This window comes from Collinsella sp. CLA-AA-H167, from assembly GCF_040095305.1.
Lineage (GTDB): Bacteria > Actinomycetota > Coriobacteriia > Coriobacteriales > Coriobacteriaceae > Collinsella.
Genome location: NZ_JBBNGA010000018.1, coordinates 19199 through 38865, shown reverse-complemented (window position 1 = coordinate 38865; position 19667 = coordinate 19199). Strand labels below are relative to the sequence as shown.

Sequence of the window (19667 nt, the reverse complement as noted above, 5' to 3'; positions counted from 1 at the left end):
ATCGCGCCCCTGCGGTCGCTCTCCCCGCTGGAGTGCTCGGAGGGCGTCAGGCCGACCCACGCGGCGAACGAGCGGGCGTTCCTGAACCTGGAGAACTCGCCGGCCTCGAACACGAGGTCGGCGGCGGTCGCGGTGTCGACGCCCTTGAGGCAGCGCAGGGAGTCGACCCTCCTCCTCCACCTGGGCTTGCGGGCCTCGGCCCCGACGAGCCCCTCGAGCCTCGACTTCTCCTCCGCCGCCCGCCTGACCGCCTCGACGTAGTAGGCCAGCACCTCGTTGTCGGCCCCCTCCGCGAACCTTATCGACTCGATCCAGGACCAGTGCGCCCGGGTCCAGTTCCCCTTCCTGTGGATTGGCTACACTGATGTGGACAGTTCCGGGAGGGGCGCGAGAGACGGGAGGGCCGTATATGAGGGACCCCAGGCACCCGAGGCATTTCACCGACGAGTTCAAGAGGCAGATAGTCGACCTCTACAACGCCGGAAAGCCCAAGCGCGAGATCATGGACGAGTACGACCTCGGCAAGAGCACCGTGGAGAGGTGGATCAAGTCGATAAACGCGACCGGCTCGCCGCGCGCCGCGGACAACCGCACGCCCGAGCAGAACCGGATCCTGGAGCTCGAGCGCGAGAACCGCAGGCTCCGGATGGAGGTCGACGTCTTAAAACAAGCGGCGCTGATATACGCTCGAAAGTGAGGGCCATAGCGGCCAACGAGGGCCGCTACCCCATACCAGCGCAGTGCAGGCTCCTCGGCGTCGCGAGGTCGACGTACTACTCCATGCGCTCGCGGGCCGACCGGCCCGACGCGCCGGACCCCGCCGCGCCGGCCGTGGTCGCGGCCCACGCCGCCAGCAAGGGCCGGTACGGCTCGCGCAAGATAAAGGCGTCGCTCGAGAGGTCGGGCGTCACCGTCAGCCGGCGCCGGGTCTGCCGCATCATGAGGGAGAACGGCCTGGTCAGCGCATACGGCAGGAAGAGGTTCAAGGTGCACCCCGGGGCGGTCAACGAGGCCGACGTGCCCAACGTCGTCGCGCGCGGCTTCGGCGGCAGGGCGCCGCGCACCCATATATGCAGCGACCTGACCTACGTGCGCGTCGGGGCCTCGTGGAACTACGTCTGCCTGCTCGTCGACCTCTACAACAGAGAGATCGTCGGTCACTCCGCCGGGCCCAGGAAGGACGCCCGGCTGGTCAAGTCGGCGTTCGCGACGGTCTCCTTCCCCATCTCGGACATCGAGGTATTCCACACGGACCGCGGCAGCGAGTTCGACAACGCCGAGATCGACCTGATGCTCGAGACCTTCGGCATAGAGAGGTCGCTGTCGGCCAAGGGCTGCCCCTACGACAACGCCGTCGACGAGTCGACCAACAGGATACTGAAGGCCGAGCTCGTCCACCGCGAGACGTTCGGCACGACGCGCGAGCTACGGGCCAAGCTCTCGGACTACGTGAACTGGTACAACAACTTCAGGATCCACTCGACGCTGGGCTACATGTCGCCGGTCGAGTTCAGGGAAGCGGGGCTGTCCCTCCCGGAATCGTCCAAATAGGTGTTGCCAATCCACTGCGGCCGGTGGGCGTTCTCTCGTCGAAGACGAGCCCGTGCCTGAGCAGGAACTTGGAGAGCCGCTGCTTCGAGCGCGAGAGGTCGTCCCTCGCGTCCTCGAGCGCCCTGGTCAGGTCGCGGGCGGCCTCGCACTCGTCGTCGGGGACCCACACCTCGACCACGTTGCCGACCGACAGCATGCGGGCGAGGAACTCGGCGTCGTTGCGGTCGTTCTTCCTGCGCCTGTCCGCGCTGGGCTTGATCATCTTCGAGACGGCGCCGACCACGCAGTCGACCCCCAGGCCGGAGAGCCTCTTCTGCAGGTCGAACCCCGTGACCCCGGACTCGTACACGCACCTGGCCCTGGGGTCCACGGACCGGACCCACGCCGCGACGGCCCCGGCGTCGTAGCCGAAGGTCGCGCAGCGCACCTCCCCGGTCATGACGTCGAGGGAGACGGCCTTTATCGAGCGGGCGTGGACGTCGAGGCCGACGAAGGTGGTAGTATCGAGCATGGGAGCCCCTTCCATGAATGCGGCGTGGCCGCCACGGCTGGATTAGACACTCACCATTGTCGGCCTGATCCGCGGACTTTCATGCCGGGGGCTCCCAATGTTTTTATGTCCTGCTCATATCGTCTCTGCCGGCAGTCGGGGACACTCCTTGCGCCAGCGTTGCATCGAATGCTCGGGAAAATACGAGCCGGTATTTGGCCGAATAGTGGGTCGCGGTTTCCGGATGGGGTGGGTTGCGGAAAGCGCGACCCGGAATATTGCTCTGAAACGGGATGCCGTTTCCCGACAAGGCTCAACCGGAAAGCGCATCCCATTCTGAGGCGGCAAAACGGGATGCGCTTTCCGCGCGACAGAATCTATGCAGCCGTGTTGAGCGACAGCCCCGCTACTCGCCCAGGATTAGCGCCGCGAGCTCGTCCTGGGTGTCCACCACGTAGTCGGCGCCAGCGGCTTCCAGCTCTGCGCGGCCGCGGAAGCCCCAGGTGACACCCGCGCTCTTGAGGCCGGCGTTGTGACCGGTCAGGATATCGACATTGGAATCGCCTACATAGAGTGTGGTTGCCGGGTCGGCGCCTAGCTCTTTCATCACGTGCAGCGTAACAGGTGCCTCGGGCTTGGGAGGAAACGCATCGACGCGGCCCTGCACCAGCGCAAAGCGCTCGGAACCAAAGTATTTCTCGATAAGCGGAACCGCCGAGACGTGGTCCTTGTTAGTGAGCACGGCAAGCTGCACACCCGCGGTGCGCAGGCGGTCGAGCATCTCGATCGTACCGGCGTACGGTGCGGTGTGGTCTTCCTTGTGCTCGCCGTAATAAGCCCTAAACTCGGCAAGCGTCTGCTCAAACATACGGCCGTCGCCCGCATACTCGGCGGGCATAAAGCGCTCGACCAGCTTGAGCATGCCGTTTCCCACCTTGTAGCGGTACTCGTCTACGGCAAACGTGGGCCAGCCGTGCATCTCGCAGGTATGGTTGCCGGCGGCTGCCAGGTCCTCGAGCGTGTTGAGGATGGTGCCGTCTAAATCAAAAATCACATGGGAAAAAGCTGCTGCCATGGGTGCTCCCGCCGTTTGGGTTATAGGACGCACCCATGATAACGGGCTGGCGTGTCGGGCATGTTTGAAATCTGAACAACTTTGACTGCCGTGTATCGGGCCGCGCTGCCCGACCATCTCTGTCGTTAGCAAATTCTCGGCAGCTGCTCTCCTACGAGCATGTCGAGGATGCGGGTCGAGCCCCAACCGGTACGTACGCGCACGGCGGGGCGGGCGTCCTCGGCAAGCGGCAGCACGCGACCGATAATGGCGGCATTCTCGCCGTAGCGCGCGGCGCGCATGGCGGCCAGCACGGCATCGGCCCGCTCGGCCGGCACCACGGCAACCATCTTGCCCTCGTTTGCCACCTGCAGAACGTCGTAGCCGAGCATCTCGCAGGCGGCCTGCACGTCGGGGCGCACGGGCACGGCATCCTCGTCGATCTCCATGGCAACACCGCTGGCCTGGGCAAACTCGTTAAGCGTCGAGGCCAGGCCACCGCGCGTGGGGTCGCGGAAGCAGCGTGTGTCGGGTGCTGCGGCAAGCACATCGGCAATCAGGTGGTTGAGCGGCGCGGCATCGCTTTCGATGGCGCTCGAAAACGCCAAGCCCTCGCGTTGGCTCATGATGGCGATGCCGTGGTCGCCGAGTGTGCCCGACACCAGGATGACGTCGCCGGGCCGGCAGTTGGCACCGCTGAGCGTCACGCCTGCGGGCACCTCGCCTACGCCAGCGGTATTGATGTAGACGCCGTCGGCACCGCCACGCTCGACCACCTTGGTGTCGCCGGTGATAATCTTCACGCCTGCCTCATGTGCCGTTTCGGCCATGGTCTGCACAATCTGGCGCAGCTTGTCCATGGGATAGCCCTCTTCGAGGATAAAGCCGCATGAGAGGTAGCGCACGTTAGCGCCCGAGGTCGCGACGTCGTTGACGGTTCCGCACACGGCGAGTCGGCCGATATTGCCGCCGGGGAAGAACTGCGGCGAGACTACAAAGCTGTCGGTCGACATGGCGATGCGCCCGCTCGCGGGCAGCGCAGCGACGCCGGCATCGTTGCCCTCGAGCAGTTCGGGCGACCCAAAGGCATCCAAAAAGACCTCATCGATGATGCGTTTCATCATCTGGCCGCCAGAGCCGTGGCCCAACAGGACAGTGCTATCGGTGGCAGTACGGGACATATCGAAAACTCCAATCGTGGGGGGTCGGCAATAGCTGAGTGTGGCAGAATCGATGTTAAGTAAAAGTCAGCGAGCGCCATTCAGGCGAAGTGAGTTGCCTTGAAAGAGGAGGCTGCTGGGCTTTTGCCCGCAGCCGACGATTGAAAGGCAAATCGCTCGCCTGAATGGCGCGCAGCGTCGACCGGCCCGCCGTTCGTTAGAGCGGCGGAACCCATTAGCCTCGGTAGCGGAAATATGCTGCACAGCTGCCCTCGGAACTCACCATGCAGGGGCCGATGGGATGCTCGGGTGTACAAGCGCGGCCGAACAGAGGGCAGTCGCTCGGCGTAATGGCCCCGCGCAGCACGTCGCCGCAGCGGCACCCACGCGGCTCGACCGTCGTCTCAACGGGCACGTCAAAGCGAGTGCGGGCATCAAAGCGCGAGAACTCGGGGCGGATGGAAAGGCCCGAGTTGGCAATCGGCCCCAGCCCGCGCCACGTGGTGTCGCATGGCTCAAACACCTGCTCGACCAGCTGGCGCGCCACGGGGTTGCCGTCTGCGTTGACGCCACGGCGGTAGGCGTTGTCGATTGCGGGCTGCCCCTCAACAACCATCTGGACCAGCATGCAGATGCCCTGCAGAATATCGACCGGCTCAAATCCGGTGACTACGCCTGGGGTCTCGAACTCATCGACCAAAAAGTCAAAGGGGGCTAAGCCCGTGATGGTGGCGACGTGTCCCGGAAGGATAAAGCCGTCGATAGTGGTCTCGGGATCGTTGGCGATGGCGCGCAGCGCCGGCGGCGTGGTCTTGTGGGCGCAATAGACCGAGAAGTTCTGGAGTCCGCGTGCATCGGCCTCCAAAATGGCGGCGGCGATGGTGGGCGTCGTGGTCTCAAAGCCGACGCCCATAAAGATGACCGGGCGATCGGGGTTGTGTTCGGCGATATCGAGTGCATCGAGCGGGGAGTACACAATGCGAATATCGCGCCCCGCCGCCTTTTGCGCGGCGAGCGAGGTAGACGACCCGGGCACGCGCATCATGTCGCCAAAGGTGGTGATGATGGCGCCGTCCATCTTGGCGAGCGCGATTGCATGGTCGATATCGCGGTTGGCGGTAACACAGACGGGGCAACCCGGACCGCTCAGCAGTTTGAGCCCGGCAGGCATAATGGAGCGAAAGCCATAGCGACCGATGCTCACGGTGTGCGTGCCGCAGACTTCCATAAGGTTGATGGTGCGGTCGCCGACGAGTTCACGGATGCGCTCGATGAGCTCGCGAGCCAGCTTGGGATCGCGGAATGCCGAGAAGTCGATACCGGAGCGAGCCGGCTGTCCGGCCGCCACTAGTAAGCCTCGGCCGGGTTGGTGGCCAGCTGGTCTTCTTCGACCAGTTCGGTCATGGTGTTGACCAGGTCGAGCGTCTCCTGCGCCTCCTGCTCGTCGACAATCTGAATGCCAAAGCCGGCGTGCACGAGAATATAGTCGCCTACCTGTGCCGTCGGCACGAGGCGCAGCGAAACGGGGCGCTCGATGCCCATCATGTCGACGGTCGCCTTAAGGTCGTCGTCGCGTTTGACCACTTTACCGGGAACGGCAAGGCACATAATGTTCCCCTTTTATACGTTTTGCGCTGGATAGGCGCCTAATTACCCATCAGTTGATGGTAGCGCTCGCAGGAGTCACGAGCAAACGCGTTACACCTGTGAGACGGCGGCGCGCAGGCTGGCAAAACAGCCTATCGCGATGCTGTCTGCGCGAGGCGAGCGCGAGCGATGACGGCCTGACCGTAGGCGATACAGCCGTCGTTGACGGGCACGGAGCGGGGAATCAAGACAGTGAGACCCATGCTTTTGAGCTCGCGGGTGAGGAGCTGAAGCAAAAGTCGGTTCATGAACACGCCGCCCGAGAGCGCGACGGTGTCGAGGCCTTCACGGGCGCAGATTTCGCGTGCGATTCGTGCCGAGGAGCGCGCGATGGTGACGTGGAAGTCGAGCGCGAGCTTGCCGGCGGGCACGCCGGTCCTGATTCCCTCCAAAAGCGCCTCAAAAAGCGGTCTGGAGTTCAGAACATGGCAGTCGTCCGGACGGGATGATTCGGTTACGGAAAAGCTGACCATATTGCCGGTGGGGCAGGCACTTTCACTGCTGAACGCGCGCCAGGCGGCGGCTTCGAGTTCTATGGCGGGTTCGCCCTCGTAGGTTGCCTTGTCGCAGATGCCCAGAATTGCTGCCGCGGCATCAAAGAGACGTCCCATGCTGCTGGTACGCGGGCTGTTGATGCCGCGCTCGATCATGGTGGCTGTCACGCTACGCGTTTGCTCGTCGAGGCTGTCCAAAAGCTGAGCGGCGCCTGGGTGCTCGAGTAGGCCGAGTTCGCTGAGCAGGGCAAAGGCGTTGCGTCGAGCGTCGCGTACGGAGGCCGCCCCGCCGGGGAGCGCCCAGGTGAGCAAATGCGCGGTGCGCTCAAAGCCGTCAAGGCTGGCAACAAGAAACTCGCCGCCCCAAATGGTCCCATCGGTGCCGGCGCCGGTGCCGTCGAAGGCGATGCCAAGGACACGCGTGTCGGTTGTAAGCTGGCCCGCGGCGATGGCCTCGGCCATTACGCTCGCGATATGCGCATGATGGTGCTGCACTTCGACGAGCGGCAGATTGCATTTTCGCGCCTGCTCGCGCGCCCACTGGTCCGATAGATAGCTGGGGTGTAAATCGCAGGCCAAGGCGGCGGGCGCCAAGTCAAAGAGATCTTCCAAGCGCGTGCGCGCGGCGTTCCAGGCATCGAAGGTCCCGCCGTTTTCAACATCGCCGATATGCTGCGACACAAAACAGGTTGCCTCGCCGTTCGTCCCTTCGCGCGTGAGCGCAATCGTGGCCTTTTGTTGTGGCCCGCAGGCGAGCACGCAGGACGGAGCGCCGTCGAGCGCCGGCAACGGCAGCGGCTGGGGTGCATATCCGCGGGCACGGCGCACGGGCATAATGGCGCCGTTGACCACGCGCACCACGGAGTCGTCGTAGCGCGAGAGGATCGCGCGGTCGTTGCCGAGTAGCGCATCAGCAATGCCGGCGGCAACGAGGCGCTCCCAGGCAAGGTCGTCATCGGTCTCGATGGGCTCTTCGCTCAGGTTTCCGCTGGTCATGACGAGTGCGTGCACACCGCGGGCTTCTGCTGCGGCAAGCAACAGATGCTGAAGCGGGGTGTAGGGGAGCATAACGCCGAGCTCGGGAAGGTCGTGCGCGACGGACGGCGCGAGCGCGAGGGCGTCGGGGGAGCCGCCGCTCTCGCAAACAGCACGTCGGCGCAGCAGCACAATGGGGCGAATGCTGCCGGCCAGCAAGCCGCGCTCAACGTCGTTGACATGGCACAGGCGTTCAACGTCGGCAAGGTCGCGCACCATAACGGCAAGCGGCTTGTTGCTGCGGCGTTTGCGACGACGAAGCTCGGCTACCGCCTGCTCGTTGGAGGCGTCACATGCCAAGTGAAATCCGCCCAGGCCCTTGATGGCGACGATGCCACCGCCGGCCAGCAGCTCAATGCAGCGCTCGATGATAGCGTCGCTGGCTTCGCGTGTGGTGCCGACGGCCGGCAACGCGGCGGCTTCGCCCGGCTCACCGCCCACGCTCGCTTCGCGCCACGTGATATGCGGCCCGCAATCAAAGCAGGCATCGGGCTGCGCGTGAAAACGCCGGTCGAGTGGGTCGGCATACTCCGCGGCACACTCAGGACACATGGGAAAACAATTCATCGACGTGGCCGCTCGGTCATAAGGCAGCGACCGGATGATGGTAAAGCGCGGTCCGCAGTTGGTACAGTTGATAAAAGGGTAGTGATAGCGCCGATCGGCGGGGTCGAACAACTCGCGCAGACAATCATCGCAGGTGGCGATATCGGGCGAGACGAGCGTCGTGTGCGCGGTCTGGTCCTGCGATGCCACAATACGAAAGCCCTGCTCATCGGCAGCGCTCCAGCCGCTAGGCTTCAAATCCGCAATATCGACTCGCTCAACGCGAGCCGCCGCGGGCGCATGCTCAGAAAGAGCAGCGACAAATCCGTCAACCGCCTCGGCACGGGCGTGCGCCTCGATATGCACGCCGTCGCCCGCGTTGAGCACCCATCCGCAAATGCCATGCGCCATGGCCTCGCGATACACAAACGGCCGCATGCCAACGCCCTGCACAATGCCCGTCACATGAATATGCACATGTCGCATGCGACACCCCTCATCAAAACCGACCAAATAGGGACAGGTGCGCTACAGCCCCAGGCTCTGCTTGGTGGCGGCGCACGTGAGCTCACCGTGCTTAACGCCGCGCAGGCCCAGCAGGCGGTCGGCTAGTTCGTAGACGCGCTCGCCGCGACCCTTGAGCGCCAGAATCTCTAAGCAGTTGTGGTGATCCAGATGCACGTGCATGGTCGATACGATCTCGTCGGTGTAGTCGTGCTGCACTTCGTCCAGACGGCGCGTCAGGTCGCCGGTATGGTGGTCGTAGATCATGGTGAGCGACCCGATAACATGCTCGTCGGGCGTGCGCATCTGCTCCTTGGCGATCGAGGCGCGAATCAGATCGCGTACGGCCTCGGATCGGTTAGCCACGTCACCGCGGCGCGCGATCTGCTCGTCAAAGCGGCGCAGCAGGTCGTCGGGCGCGGTGACCGAAAAGCGGACCAGCTCGGAGCTGGAGCCGCTGTAGCGGCAGCTTGCATCGTCGTCCGCACCGTGATTGTGCGCGTGCTCGTGCTCGGCCACGTTACACCAGTTTCACAGAGCCGACGGAGTTGTGGTCGGCCTCGATGGCCTCCTCGTAGCCCTCGAGCGCATCGTGCGCCTCGTGGAGTGCCGCCATGGCGGCCTCGAGCTTGGCGCCAATGCGCTCCATGTCAAAGTTCTCGGTCGCATGCAGCAGCTGATGGCTCCACTCGTGAGCGAGCTCAATGGTGTCGTCGACCTGCTTGACGCTCATGGCAAGCTGGCTCATGTTCATTCCGACGTCATGCATGGGGAGTCTCCTTTTGTACGGGGCGATATGGTGGTTCAGATTCTACTACGCCCGCCTTGAGCGCCGCCGCATAAGAAAACGGGTGCGAGTCCGTCTGACCCGCACCCGTTCACTGGGGGCTGTTTGTATCTACCATACTATCCGTGGTCGCATACCTTGCGTTTGGCACTCCGGCGAGCGGTGCGAAACCGCTCATGGACGGCAGATGGGTAACAAGCGTATTACAGATGTTTCTCCAGCAGTGCCTGAAGTCTTGCCTTGGGCAAGGCGCCGACCGAGCGGTCGACCTCCTCGCCGTTCTTAAAGACGATCAGCGTGGGGATGCTCATGACGCCAAACTTCATGGCCAGGTCCTGGTTGTCGTCGACGTTGCACTTGGCCACAGCCAACTTGCCGGCCAGCTCGTCGGCAACCTCGTCTACGATGGGCGAGAGCGAGCGGCAGGGGCCGCACCACGGGGCCCAAAAATCAACCAGTACGGGCAGGCTGTCGTTAACGATGGAATCGAAGTTCTCGGGGGTAATCTGCTTAATGTCAGCCATGGTGACCTCCATAATACGACGCGGCTCGGCCGCGTAAAACTCAGTACGACCGTGCTTATACCCAGCGGCCCGCAAAGCAACCACTCGCGGGCGGCTCTTTTATATAATGGTGGGCACGCAAACGATTGGAGAGCGCATGCCCACGTCACAAAGCCAGAAAAAAGAAGCCATCGCTCAGGCGACCGAGCAGGAGCTCGCGTCGCTTGCAGGTCGCGGTGTGCGTATCGCGGGCAACGCGTGCTCGCCGATTGTGCTGGTCAAAGGCGATTTGGATGAAGCCGAGTGCTCGGGCGGCGAGCTGGCTGCCGGCGCGGATGGCGCCGCGTTGCGCAAGGCGCTCGGCGCCATCGGATATGCCCCCGAGGACTTTTGCGTGCTGGCAAGCGTCGCCGGCGCGGGTGACGGAGCGGTCGCGGTGGGCGAGACTCTGCCGTGCGACCTGTTCCGCGAGGCGCTGGAGGCTCTGGACCCCGAGGCGGTGCTGCTGCTCGACAACAGTGCGGCCGATGTCATGCGCGAAACCTACGCCGATATGCTCGTGGCGATTGATGACTTCGACACCGCCATGCTCAAGCCCGGCCTGGTCGCCCATGTGCAGGGCCGCCGCGTGCTCGCGCTCGATGGCTTTGAGGCGGCGCTGACCGACAAAGCGGCCAAGCAGCGTATGTGGGCCTACATCAAGCAGCTGACCCCGGCGGTCGCTCCACTGTAGCGGATCGGCACCGGCGAGCGATTGCCTGGCGGGCGAGGCGCGCCGCGAGATCGGCGCCGTACTTCTACATCACAGCGCGCAGCTCAAACCGATCGCCGTTAATGCGGAACTGGCAGTTGCCGTTCATGCGCTCCACGGCAAGTTTGATGCTCTTGGTTCCAAAGCCGTGGCCCGCATGCCGGGTCACGGGCATGCCGTCGACCATGCGCGGCGCGCGGTCAAACGTGTTGGAAACTAACAGCAACAGCTGGCCGTCCTCAAGTCGCAGGTCAAGGTCGACGAATCGCTTTCCTTGGGGTGCGGCGCTTGCGGCGGTGATAGCGTTTTCCAAGGCATTTGAGAGCACGCTAAACAGGTCGGCGTCACCTACGTGGACGGTTTCGGGTACGGCGGCGCGCAGGTTGGCGGTAATGCCGTTTCTATTGATATCTGAGTTGAATGACGAAAGCGCGATGTTTACGGTCTCGTTGGCGCAGAAGCGGCGTACGGCGGTGCGGTCGCCGGCTTCGCAGAGTTCGTCGATGCGGTTGAGCGCCTCGTCGGTGTGGCCCTCCTCAATTAAAGTGGCCAGGCCGCGTAGGAAGTGGCGCATATCGTGGCGAAGAATCGACAGCTCGCGCCCAGATTGACGCCAAGCCTCGAGCTCTTTGATGGCGGCGCTGTCGCGGGTTTCGAGCATCCAACGCTCTCGCTCGGCGGTTTCCTTTTCTTCGTATTCGCGCAGGTAAACGGCAAGAAACATAAGATAGAAGGCACAGAGCGCAAATGCCAAAAACTCAACTGTCACCACCGAGCCCGAGTGGAACAGCGTGGTGTAGACGTTGGTGGCGTAGTCAAAGATGTAATAGACGAGCGGCAGGATTAAAAGGATGCCCAGCTCGGTGGGGCTTTTAATCGCCAGGCGGGGTCCAATGTCGCCGGCCCAATGCAGCAGGACGGCAAAGACGCCGAGCGTGGTAGCGATGCGTGCCAGATAGTACGCGATCTGAGAATCGGTTGCGGCAAATGCGGCGATGCCCATCCAATTGCTGAACTGGCAGCTCAGATAGGCGCTGGTGACGCCCAACGTCGCGAGTAGCGGACTCAAGTGGTAGCGCGCGCATAGGTAGACGGTAAGCGGCAAGTGCACGACGAGCGGATAGACCTGACGGGCAAAAAGCTCTCCGCCAACGACATTGGCGATCGAAAAGGCAGCGCCGGTTGCGGCTCCGACCCCCACCAACTCGAGTGCATGGCGTCGATTGATTTCGATACCGCACAGCGCCGCCGAGGCAAAGACGCCAAAGAGCAGCGTCGTGGCGTGGTGGATTGCCCAAAGGACCATTTCGACCGAGGAGATCATCAGCGCCTCCCGCCCTCAAAGCGCACCGCAAAGTAGGCGTCTTGGAACCCCTGCTTGCTGCTGCGCGACAGCGGAATGCACGCGCCCGAGCGCATGACGATGTCTGTGCGATCGAAGTGGTCGATGTTGCGCAAGTTGACCTGGTAGCTACGGTGGCATTTAAAGAAGGTGGCATTTTGCGCCAAACGGTCCTCGACGCTGCGGAACGATTCGAGTGCCTCGATATCGCGTCCGTCGCGCAGATGGAAGACCACGTGCTTGTTGCGCGCCTCGGCATATTCGATGTCGGACAGGCGCAGGGCGTGGTAGCCAAAGGACGTTTTGATCACGAGCTCGTCGGTTGCCGCCGGGCGCATGCTCGAAAGTTCGTCGAGTAACTGCGCCAGGCGTTCGTAAGTCACGGGCTTGAGCAGATAGTCGAAGGCGCGGACCTCGTAGGACTCCAGTGCAAACTCGGGCGACGAGGTGAGGAACACCAGGCGCACGGCGGTGTCGGCCTGGCGCAATTCGCGTGCGGTGTCCATGCCGTTGACGAGCGGCATGATCATGTCGAGCAGGATGATGTCGGCGCGCGACGCGGCATGGCGCGCCAGCAGGTCCTCGCCGCGCGTGACGAGCGCAACATCGACCGCCGTGCCCGTCTCGATCGACCAACGGTCGATCATCCGGTGCAGTCTATCTAGAAAAGCGGCGTCATCGTCGCAGGCAATAATCTTGAGCATTCTGAGCCCCCTTAGTAGTTCGATTTTGCCACATTGGGCGCGGACCACTCGCGGGGGAGCGCCCGTTCGTGCCTCACGGTGCGCAACTCGCGCCGAGCGGTATTGCGGTGGCGAAAGATGCCTCCTGCGCTATCGAGAGCTCGGCTATCCTCAGCTTGCCAGTTCGAAAATGGACCTGCCGCATGATTGAATCTTTATTTCAACCTTACACCTAGGTTTACAGCTGTCTTGTCAGCTGTAAACCTAGGTGTCATACTAAAGCCCCAAGATTCGCCAAAAGAGAGGGGCCTTGATGGCACAGAGCGCGAACATGGATGCGTCGGAGCTTGCACGCGATATCGCGGCCGGCCTAGCATCGGCAACGACGGCAACGGAGCGCGCGGCACTGGTGCCCGCAGAGCTTGTCGAGGCCATTCAGCAACTAAAAACCCAACGTGACGCGGTGATCCTGGCGCACTACTATGTGGCGCCCGAGGTTCAGGCTGTGGCCGATTACGTCGGCGACAGCTTCTACCTGGCAAAGCTCGCCAAAAGCCTACCGCAGCAGACTATCGTGCTGTGCGGCGTGGAGTTTATGGGCGAGAGCGCCAAGCTGCTCAATCCCACCAAGACCGTGCTGCTGCCCGAGCCGGGCGCGGACTGTCCCATGGCGCACATGGTCAAGCGCGAGACGGTCGACGCGGCGCGCGCCGAGTATGGCGACGACCTGGCCGTGGTGTGCTACGTCAACTCGACGGTCGAGATCAAGAGCTGGAGTGACGTGTGCGTTACCAGCTCAAACGCCGTCAAGATCGTCTCCGAGCTGCCGCAGCAGCACATCTTGTTCATTCCCGACCAGAACCTGGGCCGCTTCGTAGCCGAGCAGGTGCCCCAAAAGCACGTCATCCCCAACAACGGCTACTGCCCGCGCCATCACATCATCACCGTCGAGCAGATCGTCGACGCGACGGAGGCCCACCCCGACGCGCTCGTGCTGGCGCATCCTGAGTGCAAGGCTGACGTCCTGGCTGAGGCCGACTACATCGGCTCCACCGCCGGCATCATCAAGTATGCCGAGGAGTCCGACGCGAGCGAGTTCATTATCGTGACGGTCCGCGGCGTACTCTACGAGCTCGAGCGCCGCTGCCAGGGCACCGGCAAGAAGTTCTACTTCCCCGCGGTGCAGCCCACCTGCGTCAACATGGATCTCATCACGCTCGAAAAGCTCGTGCGCTGCCTGGAGACGGGCGAGGGCGAGGTGCAGATTGGCGTGTCGGACAAGGCCGCCGATCAGGCCAAGCTCACGCTCGACCGCATGCTCGAGTACGCAGCGCGCTAGAACAATGCGGCATGAGGGACGGTCCCTTATGTCACATTCAAGGGAGAGGATTCCTGTGGAAACCAAGCAATACCCCGATATGGAGTGCGACGTCGTTATTGCCGGCTGCGGTGTAGCGGGCCTGTATGCGGCTCTCAACCTGCCGACGAGCATGCGCGTGATCATGCTCTCCAAGGGCGCTGTCGACGAGTGCGATTCGATGCTCGCGCAGGGCGGCATTTGCGTGCTGCCCGAGGGTTCTGACTACGATGCCTTCTTTGAGGACACCATGCACGCCGGCCACTACGAGAACCGCCGCGAGAGCGTCGACATCATGATTCGCTCGAGCCGCTCGGTCATCAACGACCTGCTGGCGATGGGCGTGGACTTTGAGCGCAAGGCCGACGGCAGCCTCGACTTTACCCGCGAGGGTGCGCACAGCCGCCCCCGCATTGCCTTCCATGCCGACATTACGGGCAAGGAGATCACGACCAAGCTGCTTCAGGCCGTTCGCAAACTGGATAACGTGCAGATTTTGGAGCACGTGGCCATGACCGACATCCTGACGGGCGAGCGTGACGGCGCAACGGTGTGTGCCGGTGTCGTCGCCGTTCCCGTGGACGAGGACAACTCGGTCCGCCCCGCCGACGAGCTGATAAATGCCGCCGAGGGCGCGCATGCCGGCGAGCCGTTTAAGATCCATGCCCGCCACACGCTGTGGGCGACGGGCGGCATCGGCGGCATATACGACCACTCGACCAACTATCCGCAGCTCACGGGCGATGCCTGCTACATCGCTCAGGAGCATGGCATTAAGATGGAGCACCTGGACTACGTGCAGATCCACCCCACGGGACTGTTCTCGCCGCAGCCAGGCCGCACCTTCCTGATCAGCGAGAGCTGCCGCGGCGAGGGCGCGATTTTGCTCAACGCCGCCGGTGAGCGCTTTACCGACGAGCTTCAGCCGCGCGATGTGGTCGCTGCCGCTATTCGCGAGCAGATGAAGCGGGACGGTACCGAGCACGAGTGGCTGAGCTTTGCCCCCGTCGAGCGCGATGTAGTGACCGGGCACTTTGCCAACATTCGCGCACGCTGCTTGGAGGACGGCCGCGACATCTTGGACGAGCCCATCCCCGTTACGCCTACGCAGCACTACTTTATGGGCGGCGTGTGGGTCGACAAGGACGGCCGCACCTCGATGCCCGAGCTCTACGCCGCCGGCGAGACGGCTTGCAATGGCGTGCACGGCAAGAACCGCCTTGCATCGAACAGCCTGCTCGAGGCGCTGGTCTGGGGTCGTCGCGCCGCGTGGTACATGCGTACCGGCGAGTCACTGGCCGTGGAGCAGGCCGGTGAGCCCGCGCTTGACGGGCGTCACCGCGCCCTGAGTGCCCATACCCTTGCAATCGATGATTTGGCTCGTGCCGCCGGCACGCAGGCCGTGGAGGAGTAGACCATGAATCCCATTACCATGAAACTCGTCGTCGATGATCTGATTCTGCAGGCTCTGCGCGAGGACATTACCTTTGAGGACGTGAGCACGGCGAGCGTGTGCCCCACGGCGCGTCCCGCCACGGTGGAGCTTATCGCCAAGGCCGATGGCATCATCGCCGGCCTGGATGTGTTCGCTCGCACCTTTGAGCTGCTGGATTCGCAGAGCTCGGTGCTGTTTGATGTTGCCGACGGTGACGAGGTGCACGCCGGCGACCACGTGGGCCAGGTGCGCGGCGATGCGCGCGTGCTGCTTTCGGGCGAGCGCGTGGCGCTCAACTACCTGCAGCGCATGAGCGGTATCGCTACCTATACGCACAGAATGGCTGCGGTGCTCGAGGGCACCAAGACCGTGCTTGTCGACACACGTAAGACCACGCCGGGCATGCGCGTCTTCGAGAAGGCCGCAGTCGAGATCGGCGGTGGCAGCAACCACCGCTATAACCTGTCGACGGCTGTCATGCTCAAGGACAACCACATCGACGCCGCCGGTGGCGTGGCGCGCGCGATCGAGATGGCGCGCGCCCATGCGTCGTTTACCACGACAGTTGAGATTGAGTGCGAGAACCTGGACATGGTGCGCGAAGCCGTGGAGGCCGGTGCCGACATTATCATGCTCGACAACATGACCCATGACGACATGGCCGCCGCCATCGAGCTTATCGCCGGTCGCGCCAAGACCGAGTGCTCGGGCAACGTGGACGCCAGCAACATTCGCGCCCTGGCCGATCTGGGTGTCGACTATATTAGCTCGGGCGCCCTGACGCACTCTGCGCCGATCCTCGACCTCTCGCTTAAGCACCTGCGTCTGCTGGACGGTAAATAATGAACGCCCGCGAGCGTCGCCGTGCCATCATGGCCGTGCTCGAAGGAGCCAAGGAGCCCGTTTCGGGCAGCGCACTTGCCCGCGAGGTTGGCGTGAGCCGTCAGGTCGTGGTTCAGGATATTGCCCTGTTGCGTGCCGATGGGCACGATATCGTGGCGACCAACCGCGGCTACGTGCTGCAGGAAGCCGCGAGTAGCCCCGCCGTGCCCACGCGTCTTGTTAAGGTGCGCCACGGCGTGGAGCAGGCGGGCGACGAGCTTACGAGTATCGTCGACGCGGGTGGCGCCGTGCTCAACGTGATCGTCAACCATCGTGTGTACGGCAAGATCACGGCCGACCTGGACATCCGCAATCGTCGCGATGTTGAGCGCTACCTGCACGATATCGAGAGCGGCAAGAGCTTTCCACTACTAACGGTGACGAGCGGCTACCACTTCCATCGCATCGCGGCGGAGGACGAGCAGACCCTCGACGAGATCGAGGCCATACTCAAGGAGAAGGGCTACCTTGCCGATTTAATGCCCTACGAGGATGATTTGTCCTAACCCGATACTGTATTTATAAGTTGCGGTGAAATAGTTCCTACAATCGGCACCTAAGCAATGAGCCAGGAACTATTCCACCGCAACTGCCAAGGTAGCCCCGTCCCCAATTAGCTGCCTATACAAACAAAAGGAGGCCTCCGCGGCGATGCGGAAGCCTCCTTTTTTGTGCACGGTGTACTTTTGAGTGTGCAAGTGGGGAGTTGTTACTCCTCGACGATCTCGGTGATCGCGCCAGCGGGGCAAGCGTCCTGGCAAGCGCCACAGGCGACGCAGGAGTCCTCGTCGGCGACGGTAGCGACGTCCTGGAGCTCCAGAACGCCAGCGGGGCAGGAGTCGACGCAAACGCCACAAGCGATGCACTCGTCGGCATCAATTACGGGATGAGCCATGGTAGTTTCCTCTCTGTTGACCGACGCTACAGGCGATGCGCGCCGGTTTGATTCGGGCAAAAACATACCACGGGAGCGACCGTTTGCAATACCCTCTGGCCGGCATCTTCATACCGTTCGCCGAGTATGCCAAGGTTTACTAAAAAACGCGCAGGTGGGGCCGTTGAGCTGCGAAAATGTTAGCTAAAGGTGACTTGAAATATTGAGCTATTGAGCGCGCCTGCGGAAAGGGCATCCCGTTATTTGGCCGAAAACCGGGGCGCAGTTTCCGGATGGACCGCCCGGCGGAAACTGCATCCCGGAATTTTCGCTCAGATTGGGATGTATTTTCCCGAAGGCTCTGGTTGCGGAAACTGCGACCCGGAATCCACGCTCAAACCGGGATGAGCTTGCCGCAAGACGGCCCCCAGGCACCCCCGGACGCAAACCTCAGCCATCTCTACATAGATCTCAATAGATCTGCCGAGAACTCAAACAGCGCATCTACCTGCGCATTTGAGAACCTAAACTCTCAGAGATAAGAAATCTTATATGAATTGACTTAGATTTTGTATATTCCGGCCCATAAGGGGATACACTACATCCTGAAAGACAAGCCGAAGCGCCGCGCGACAGATCGTCGAGGCGGCGCGAACGCAAAAGAGAGAGGGAATTTCTAATGAGTAAGATTCTTGGTATCGACCTTGGTACTACTAACTCCGCAATGGCCGTCCTCGAGGGCGGTTCTCCGACCATTATCGTGAACGCCGAGGGCGACCGCACCACCCCGTCTGTCGTGGGCTTCCGTGCTGACGGCGACCGCGTCGTGGGTAAGGCCGCTAAGAACCAGGCGGTCACCAACCCCAAGAACACCGTGTTCTCCATCAAGCGCTTCATGGGCCGCAAGTACTCCGAGTGCACCTCCGAGATCAAGACCGTGCCGTATGAGGTCAAGGAGGGCCAGGGTGGCCGTGCCGTCGTCGATATCGAGGGCAAGGATTATACCGCCGAGCAGGTGAGCGCCATGACGCTCGCAAAGATGAAGGCCGACGCCGAGAAGTATCTGGGCGAGACCGTCACCGACGCCGTCATCACCGTCCCGGCCTACTTCAACGACGCCCAGCGTCAGGCCACCAAGGACGCCGGTAAGATCGCCGGCCTCAACGTCAAGCGTATCGTCAACGAGCCGACCGCTGCTGCTCTGGCCTATGGCCTGGACAAGCAGGGCACCGACCAGCGCATTCTGGTCTTCGACCTGGGCGGCGGCACCTTCGACGTCTCCATCCTCGACCTCGCTGACGGCGTGTTTGAGGTTCTGTCCACCTCGGGCGACAACCACCTGGGCGGCGACGACTGGGATCAGCGCGTCATCGACTGGATGGCCGATAAGTTCCAGCAGGAGAACGGTGTCGACCTGCGTCAGGACCCCATGGCCCTGCAGCGTCTGAAGGAGGCCGCCGAGAACGCCAAGAAGGAGCTCTCCGCAGCCCAGCAGTCCACCATCAACCTGCCGTTCATCACCATGAACCAGTCTGGCCCGCTGCACCTCAACTACACGCTGACCCGCGCCGAGTTCGAGAAGATCACCCGCGACCTGCTCGAGCGCTGCAAGCAGCCTGTCACCAACGCCCTGCGCGACGCCAAGCTTAAGCTCTCCGATCTGACCGAGGTCATCCTCGTCGGCGGCTCCACCCGTATGCCCGCCGTCCAGGATCTGGTCAAGACCATGACCGGCAAGCAGCCCAACATGTCCGTGAACCCCGACGAGGTCGTTGCCGACGGCGCTGCCGTCCAGGGCGGCGTGCTCACCGGCGACGTCGAGGGCATCCTGCTGCTCGACGTTACCCCGCTGTCGCTGGGCGTCGAGACCATGGGCGGCATCATGACCAAGATGATCGACCGCAACACCACGATCCCGACCTCCAAGACCGAGGTCTACTCCACCGCTGCCGACAACCAGACCAGCGTCGAGATCAACGTGCTCCAGGGCGAGCGCGAGCTTGCCCGCGATAACAAGTCGCTCGGTAAGTTCCAGCTGACCGGTATCCCGGCTGCCCGCCGCGGTGTGCCGCAGATCGAGGTCACCTTCGACATCGACGCCAACGGCATCGTCAAGGTCTCTGCTAAGGACAAGGGCACCGGCAAGGAGCAGCAGATCACCATTTCCGGCTCCACCGCGCTTTCCGACGACGAAGTCGATCGCATGGTCAAGGACGCCGAGGCTCATGCCGAGGAGGACAAGAAGCAGAAGGAAGAGGTCGAGGTCCGCAACCAGACCGACAGCCTGTGCTACTCCACCGAGCAGACCCTCAACGAGCTGGGCGACAAGGTTTCCGCCGATGTGAAGTCCAAGGCCGAGGCCGCTATCGCCGACGCCAAGAAGGCGCTCGAGGGCTCTGACGTCGAGGCCATCAAGGCCGCTGGCGAATCCCTGCAGTCTGTGGCCTACGAGCTGGCCCAGGTTGTCTACGCCGACGCTCAGCAGCAGACCGACGGTGCCGCCGGTGCCCAGCCTGCCGACGATGACGTTGTCGACGCTGACTACGAGGTTGTGGACGACGAGGACAAGTAA

The 19667-nt window shown here is 62.8% G+C and carries 21 protein-coding genes; 8 read left to right on the top strand and 13 right to left on the bottom strand.

Annotation, left to right across the window (positions count from 1 at the left end; all coding sequences use genetic code 11):
- The coding region (locus AAAT03_RS09650) for a transposase (protein ID WP_349103216.1) at positions 1–272 on the bottom strand (272 nt) is incomplete at its 3' end.
- A gap of 137 nt (positions 273–409) precedes the next feature.
- Between AAAT03_RS09650 and AAAT03_RS09645 the strand changes: the two genes are divergently transcribed.
- A complete protein-coding gene (locus tag AAAT03_RS09645; RefSeq protein WP_205163146.1) occupies positions 410–697 on the top strand; it encodes a transposase in 288 nt (95 codons plus the stop codon).
- A complete protein-coding gene (locus AAAT03_RS09640; protein ID WP_241154620.1) occupies positions 694–1551 on the top strand; it encodes an IS3 family transposase in 858 nt (285 codons plus the stop codon). Before AAAT03_RS09645 ends, AAAT03_RS09640 begins: the two co-directional genes overlap by 4 nt.
- On the opposite strand, the gene AAAT03_RS09635 is transcribed toward AAAT03_RS09640, so the two are convergent.
- The 9 genes from AAAT03_RS09635 to trxA all read right to left on the bottom strand — a co-directional run bounded on the left by AAAT03_RS09635 (position 1511) and on the right by trxA (position 9792).
- Entirely contained in the window at positions 1511–2062 is a 552-nt protein-coding gene (locus AAAT03_RS09635; RefSeq protein WP_241154621.1) for a transposase, read from the bottom strand. The genes AAAT03_RS09640 and AAAT03_RS09635 overlap by 41 nt on opposite strands.
- A 385-nt stretch (positions 2063–2447) precedes the next feature.
- Positions 2448–3116, bottom strand: coding sequence for an HAD-IA family hydrolase (locus AAAT03_RS09630; RefSeq protein ID WP_124785752.1), 669 nt, complete (start codon positions 3114–3116; stop codon positions 2448–2450).
- 125 nt (positions 3117–3241) lie between these two features.
- Positions 3242–4276 carry a hydrogenase expression/formation protein HypE gene (gene hypE, locus AAAT03_RS09625; protein ID WP_124785753.1) on the bottom strand — a complete coding sequence of 345 codons (1035 nt, stop codon included), beginning with the start codon at positions 4274–4276 and terminating at the stop codon, positions 3242–3244.
- Positions 4277–4490: 214 nt separating this feature from the next.
- The gene (gene hypD, locus AAAT03_RS09620) at positions 4491–5603 is read right to left on the bottom strand and encodes a hydrogenase formation protein HypD (protein WP_241154622.1); all 1113 of its coding nucleotides are present in this window, start codon (positions 5601–5603) and stop codon (positions 4491–4493) included.
- Entirely contained in the window at positions 5603–5863 is a 261-nt protein-coding gene (locus tag AAAT03_RS09615) for a HypC/HybG/HupF family hydrogenase formation chaperone (protein WP_089573632.1), read from the bottom strand. The genes hypD and AAAT03_RS09615 overlap by 1 nt, the downstream gene beginning before the upstream one ends.
- A 131-nt stretch (positions 5864–5994) precedes the next feature.
- The gene (gene hypF, locus AAAT03_RS09610; RefSeq protein WP_124785754.1) at positions 5995–8463 is read right to left on the bottom strand and encodes a carbamoyltransferase HypF; all 2469 of its coding nucleotides are present in this window, start codon (positions 8461–8463) and stop codon (positions 5995–5997) included.
- A 42-nt stretch (positions 8464–8505) separates the two neighbouring features.
- Positions 8506–9000: a nickel-responsive transcriptional regulator NikR gene (nikR, locus tag AAAT03_RS09605; RefSeq protein WP_117839950.1), complete on the bottom strand. Its 495-nt coding sequence runs from the start codon at positions 8998–9000 to the stop codon at positions 8506–8508.
- 1 nt (position 9001) lies between these two features.
- A complete protein-coding gene (locus AAAT03_RS09600) occupies positions 9002–9250 on the bottom strand; it encodes a hypothetical protein (protein WP_006235225.1) in 249 nt (82 codons plus the stop codon).
- 221 nt (positions 9251–9471) lie between these two features.
- Positions 9472–9792 carry a thioredoxin gene (trxA, locus tag AAAT03_RS09595; RefSeq protein ID WP_117776407.1) on the bottom strand — a complete coding sequence of 107 codons (321 nt, stop codon included), beginning with the start codon at positions 9790–9792 and terminating at the stop codon, positions 9472–9474.
- 136 nt (positions 9793–9928) lie between these two features.
- Between trxA and AAAT03_RS09590 the strand changes: the two genes are divergently transcribed.
- Entirely contained in the window at positions 9929–10504 is a 576-nt protein-coding gene (locus AAAT03_RS09590) for a hypothetical protein (protein ID WP_124785755.1), read from the top strand.
- Between the two features lie 64 nt (positions 10505–10568).
- On the opposite strand, the gene AAAT03_RS09585 is transcribed toward AAAT03_RS09590, so the two are convergent.
- The gene (locus AAAT03_RS09585) at positions 10569–11846 is read right to left on the bottom strand and encodes a GHKL domain-containing protein (protein WP_117839952.1); all 1278 of its coding nucleotides are present in this window, start codon (positions 11844–11846) and stop codon (positions 10569–10571) included.
- Positions 11846–12568 carry a LytTR family DNA-binding domain-containing protein gene (locus AAAT03_RS09580; RefSeq protein ID WP_117839953.1) on the bottom strand — a complete coding sequence of 241 codons (723 nt, stop codon included), beginning with the start codon at positions 12566–12568 and terminating at the stop codon, positions 11846–11848. Before AAAT03_RS09580 ends, AAAT03_RS09585 begins: the two co-directional genes overlap by 1 nt.
- Before the next feature lie 292 nt (positions 12569–12860).
- Between AAAT03_RS09580 and nadA the strand changes: the two genes are divergently transcribed.
- From nadA to AAAT03_RS09560, 4 genes are read left to right on the top strand one after another with little or no spacing between them, the layout of a single operon-like run.
- Complete coding sequence (nadA, locus tag AAAT03_RS09575) at positions 12861–13886, top strand: quinolinate synthase NadA (protein ID WP_117839954.1); 1026 nt, start codon at positions 12861–12863, stop codon at positions 13884–13886.
- Positions 13887–13941: 55 nt separating this feature from the next.
- Complete coding sequence (locus tag AAAT03_RS09570) at positions 13942–15318, top strand: FAD-binding protein (protein WP_338400728.1); 1377 nt, start codon at positions 13942–13944, stop codon at positions 15316–15318.
- Positions 15319–15321: 3 nt separating this feature from the next.
- Positions 15322–16182 (top strand): carboxylating nicotinate-nucleotide diphosphorylase, encoded by an 861-nt coding sequence (nadC, locus tag AAAT03_RS09565; RefSeq protein WP_349103214.1) that lies wholly within the window; start codon positions 15322–15324, stop codon positions 16180–16182.
- Positions 16182–16727 (top strand): transcription repressor NadR, encoded by a 546-nt coding sequence (locus AAAT03_RS09560; protein WP_118227044.1) that lies wholly within the window; start codon positions 16182–16184, stop codon positions 16725–16727. Before nadC ends, AAAT03_RS09560 begins: the two co-directional genes overlap by 1 nt.
- Before the next feature lie 203 nt (positions 16728–16930).
- Here the strand turns inward: AAAT03_RS09560 and AAAT03_RS09555 are convergent, their stop codons facing one another.
- Complete coding sequence (locus AAAT03_RS09555) at positions 16931–17116, bottom strand: 4Fe-4S binding protein (RefSeq protein ID WP_006235216.1); 186 nt, start codon at positions 17114–17116, stop codon at positions 16931–16933.
- A gap of 658 nt (positions 17117–17774) precedes the next feature.
- Between AAAT03_RS09555 and dnaK the strand changes: the two genes are divergently transcribed.
- Entirely contained in the window at positions 17775–19667 is a 1893-nt protein-coding gene (dnaK, locus tag AAAT03_RS09550) for a molecular chaperone DnaK (protein ID WP_117564548.1), read from the top strand.

Coding starts and splice junctions, on each gene's coding strand:
- hypF (WP_124785754.1), bottom strand. CDS start 8,463: ATGCGACATGTGCATATTCATGTGACGGGCATTGTGCAGGGCGTTGGC.
- trxA (WP_117776407.1), bottom strand. CDS start 9,792: ATGGCTGACATTAAGCAGATTACCCCCGAGAACTTCGATTCCATCGTT.
- AAAT03_RS09630 (WP_124785752.1), bottom strand. CDS start 3,116: ATGGCAGCAGCTTTTTCCCATGTGATTTTTGATTTAGACGGCACCATC.
- AAAT03_RS09645 (WP_205163146.1), top strand. CDS start 410: ATGAGGGACCCCAGGCACCCGAGGCATTTCACCGACGAGTTCAAGAGG.
- AAAT03_RS09560 (WP_118227044.1), top strand. CDS start 16,182: ATGAACGCCCGCGAGCGTCGCCGTGCCATCATGGCCGTGCTCGAAGGA.
- AAAT03_RS09615 (WP_089573632.1), bottom strand. CDS start 5,863: ATGTGCCTTGCCGTTCCCGGTAAAGTGGTCAAACGCGACGACGACCTT.
- AAAT03_RS09585 (WP_117839952.1), bottom strand. CDS start 11,846: ATGATCTCCTCGGTCGAAATGGTCCTTTGGGCAATCCACCACGCCACG.
- AAAT03_RS09555 (WP_006235216.1), bottom strand. CDS start 17,116: ATGGCTCATCCCGTAATTGATGCCGACGAGTGCATCGCTTGTGGCGTT.
- nadA (WP_117839954.1), top strand. CDS start 12,861: ATGGCACAGAGCGCGAACATGGATGCGTCGGAGCTTGCACGCGATATC.
- AAAT03_RS09580 (WP_117839953.1), bottom strand. CDS start 12,568: ATGCTCAAGATTATTGCCTGCGACGATGACGCCGCTTTTCTAGATAGA.
- nadC (WP_349103214.1), top strand. CDS start 15,322: ATGAATCCCATTACCATGAAACTCGTCGTCGATGATCTGATTCTGCAG.
- AAAT03_RS09600 (WP_006235225.1), bottom strand. CDS start 9,250: ATGCATGACGTCGGAATGAACATGAGCCAGCTTGCCATGAGCGTCAAG.
- dnaK (WP_117564548.1), top strand. CDS start 17,775: ATGAGTAAGATTCTTGGTATCGACCTTGGTACTACTAACTCCGCAATG.
- hypE (WP_124785753.1), bottom strand. CDS start 4,276: ATGTCCCGTACTGCCACCGATAGCACTGTCCTGTTGGGCCACGGCTCT.
- AAAT03_RS09590 (WP_124785755.1), top strand. CDS start 9,929: ATGCCCACGTCACAAAGCCAGAAAAAAGAAGCCATCGCTCAGGCGACC.
- AAAT03_RS09635 (WP_241154621.1), bottom strand. CDS start 2,062: ATGCTCGATACTACCACCTTCGTCGGCCTCGACGTCCACGCCCGCTCG.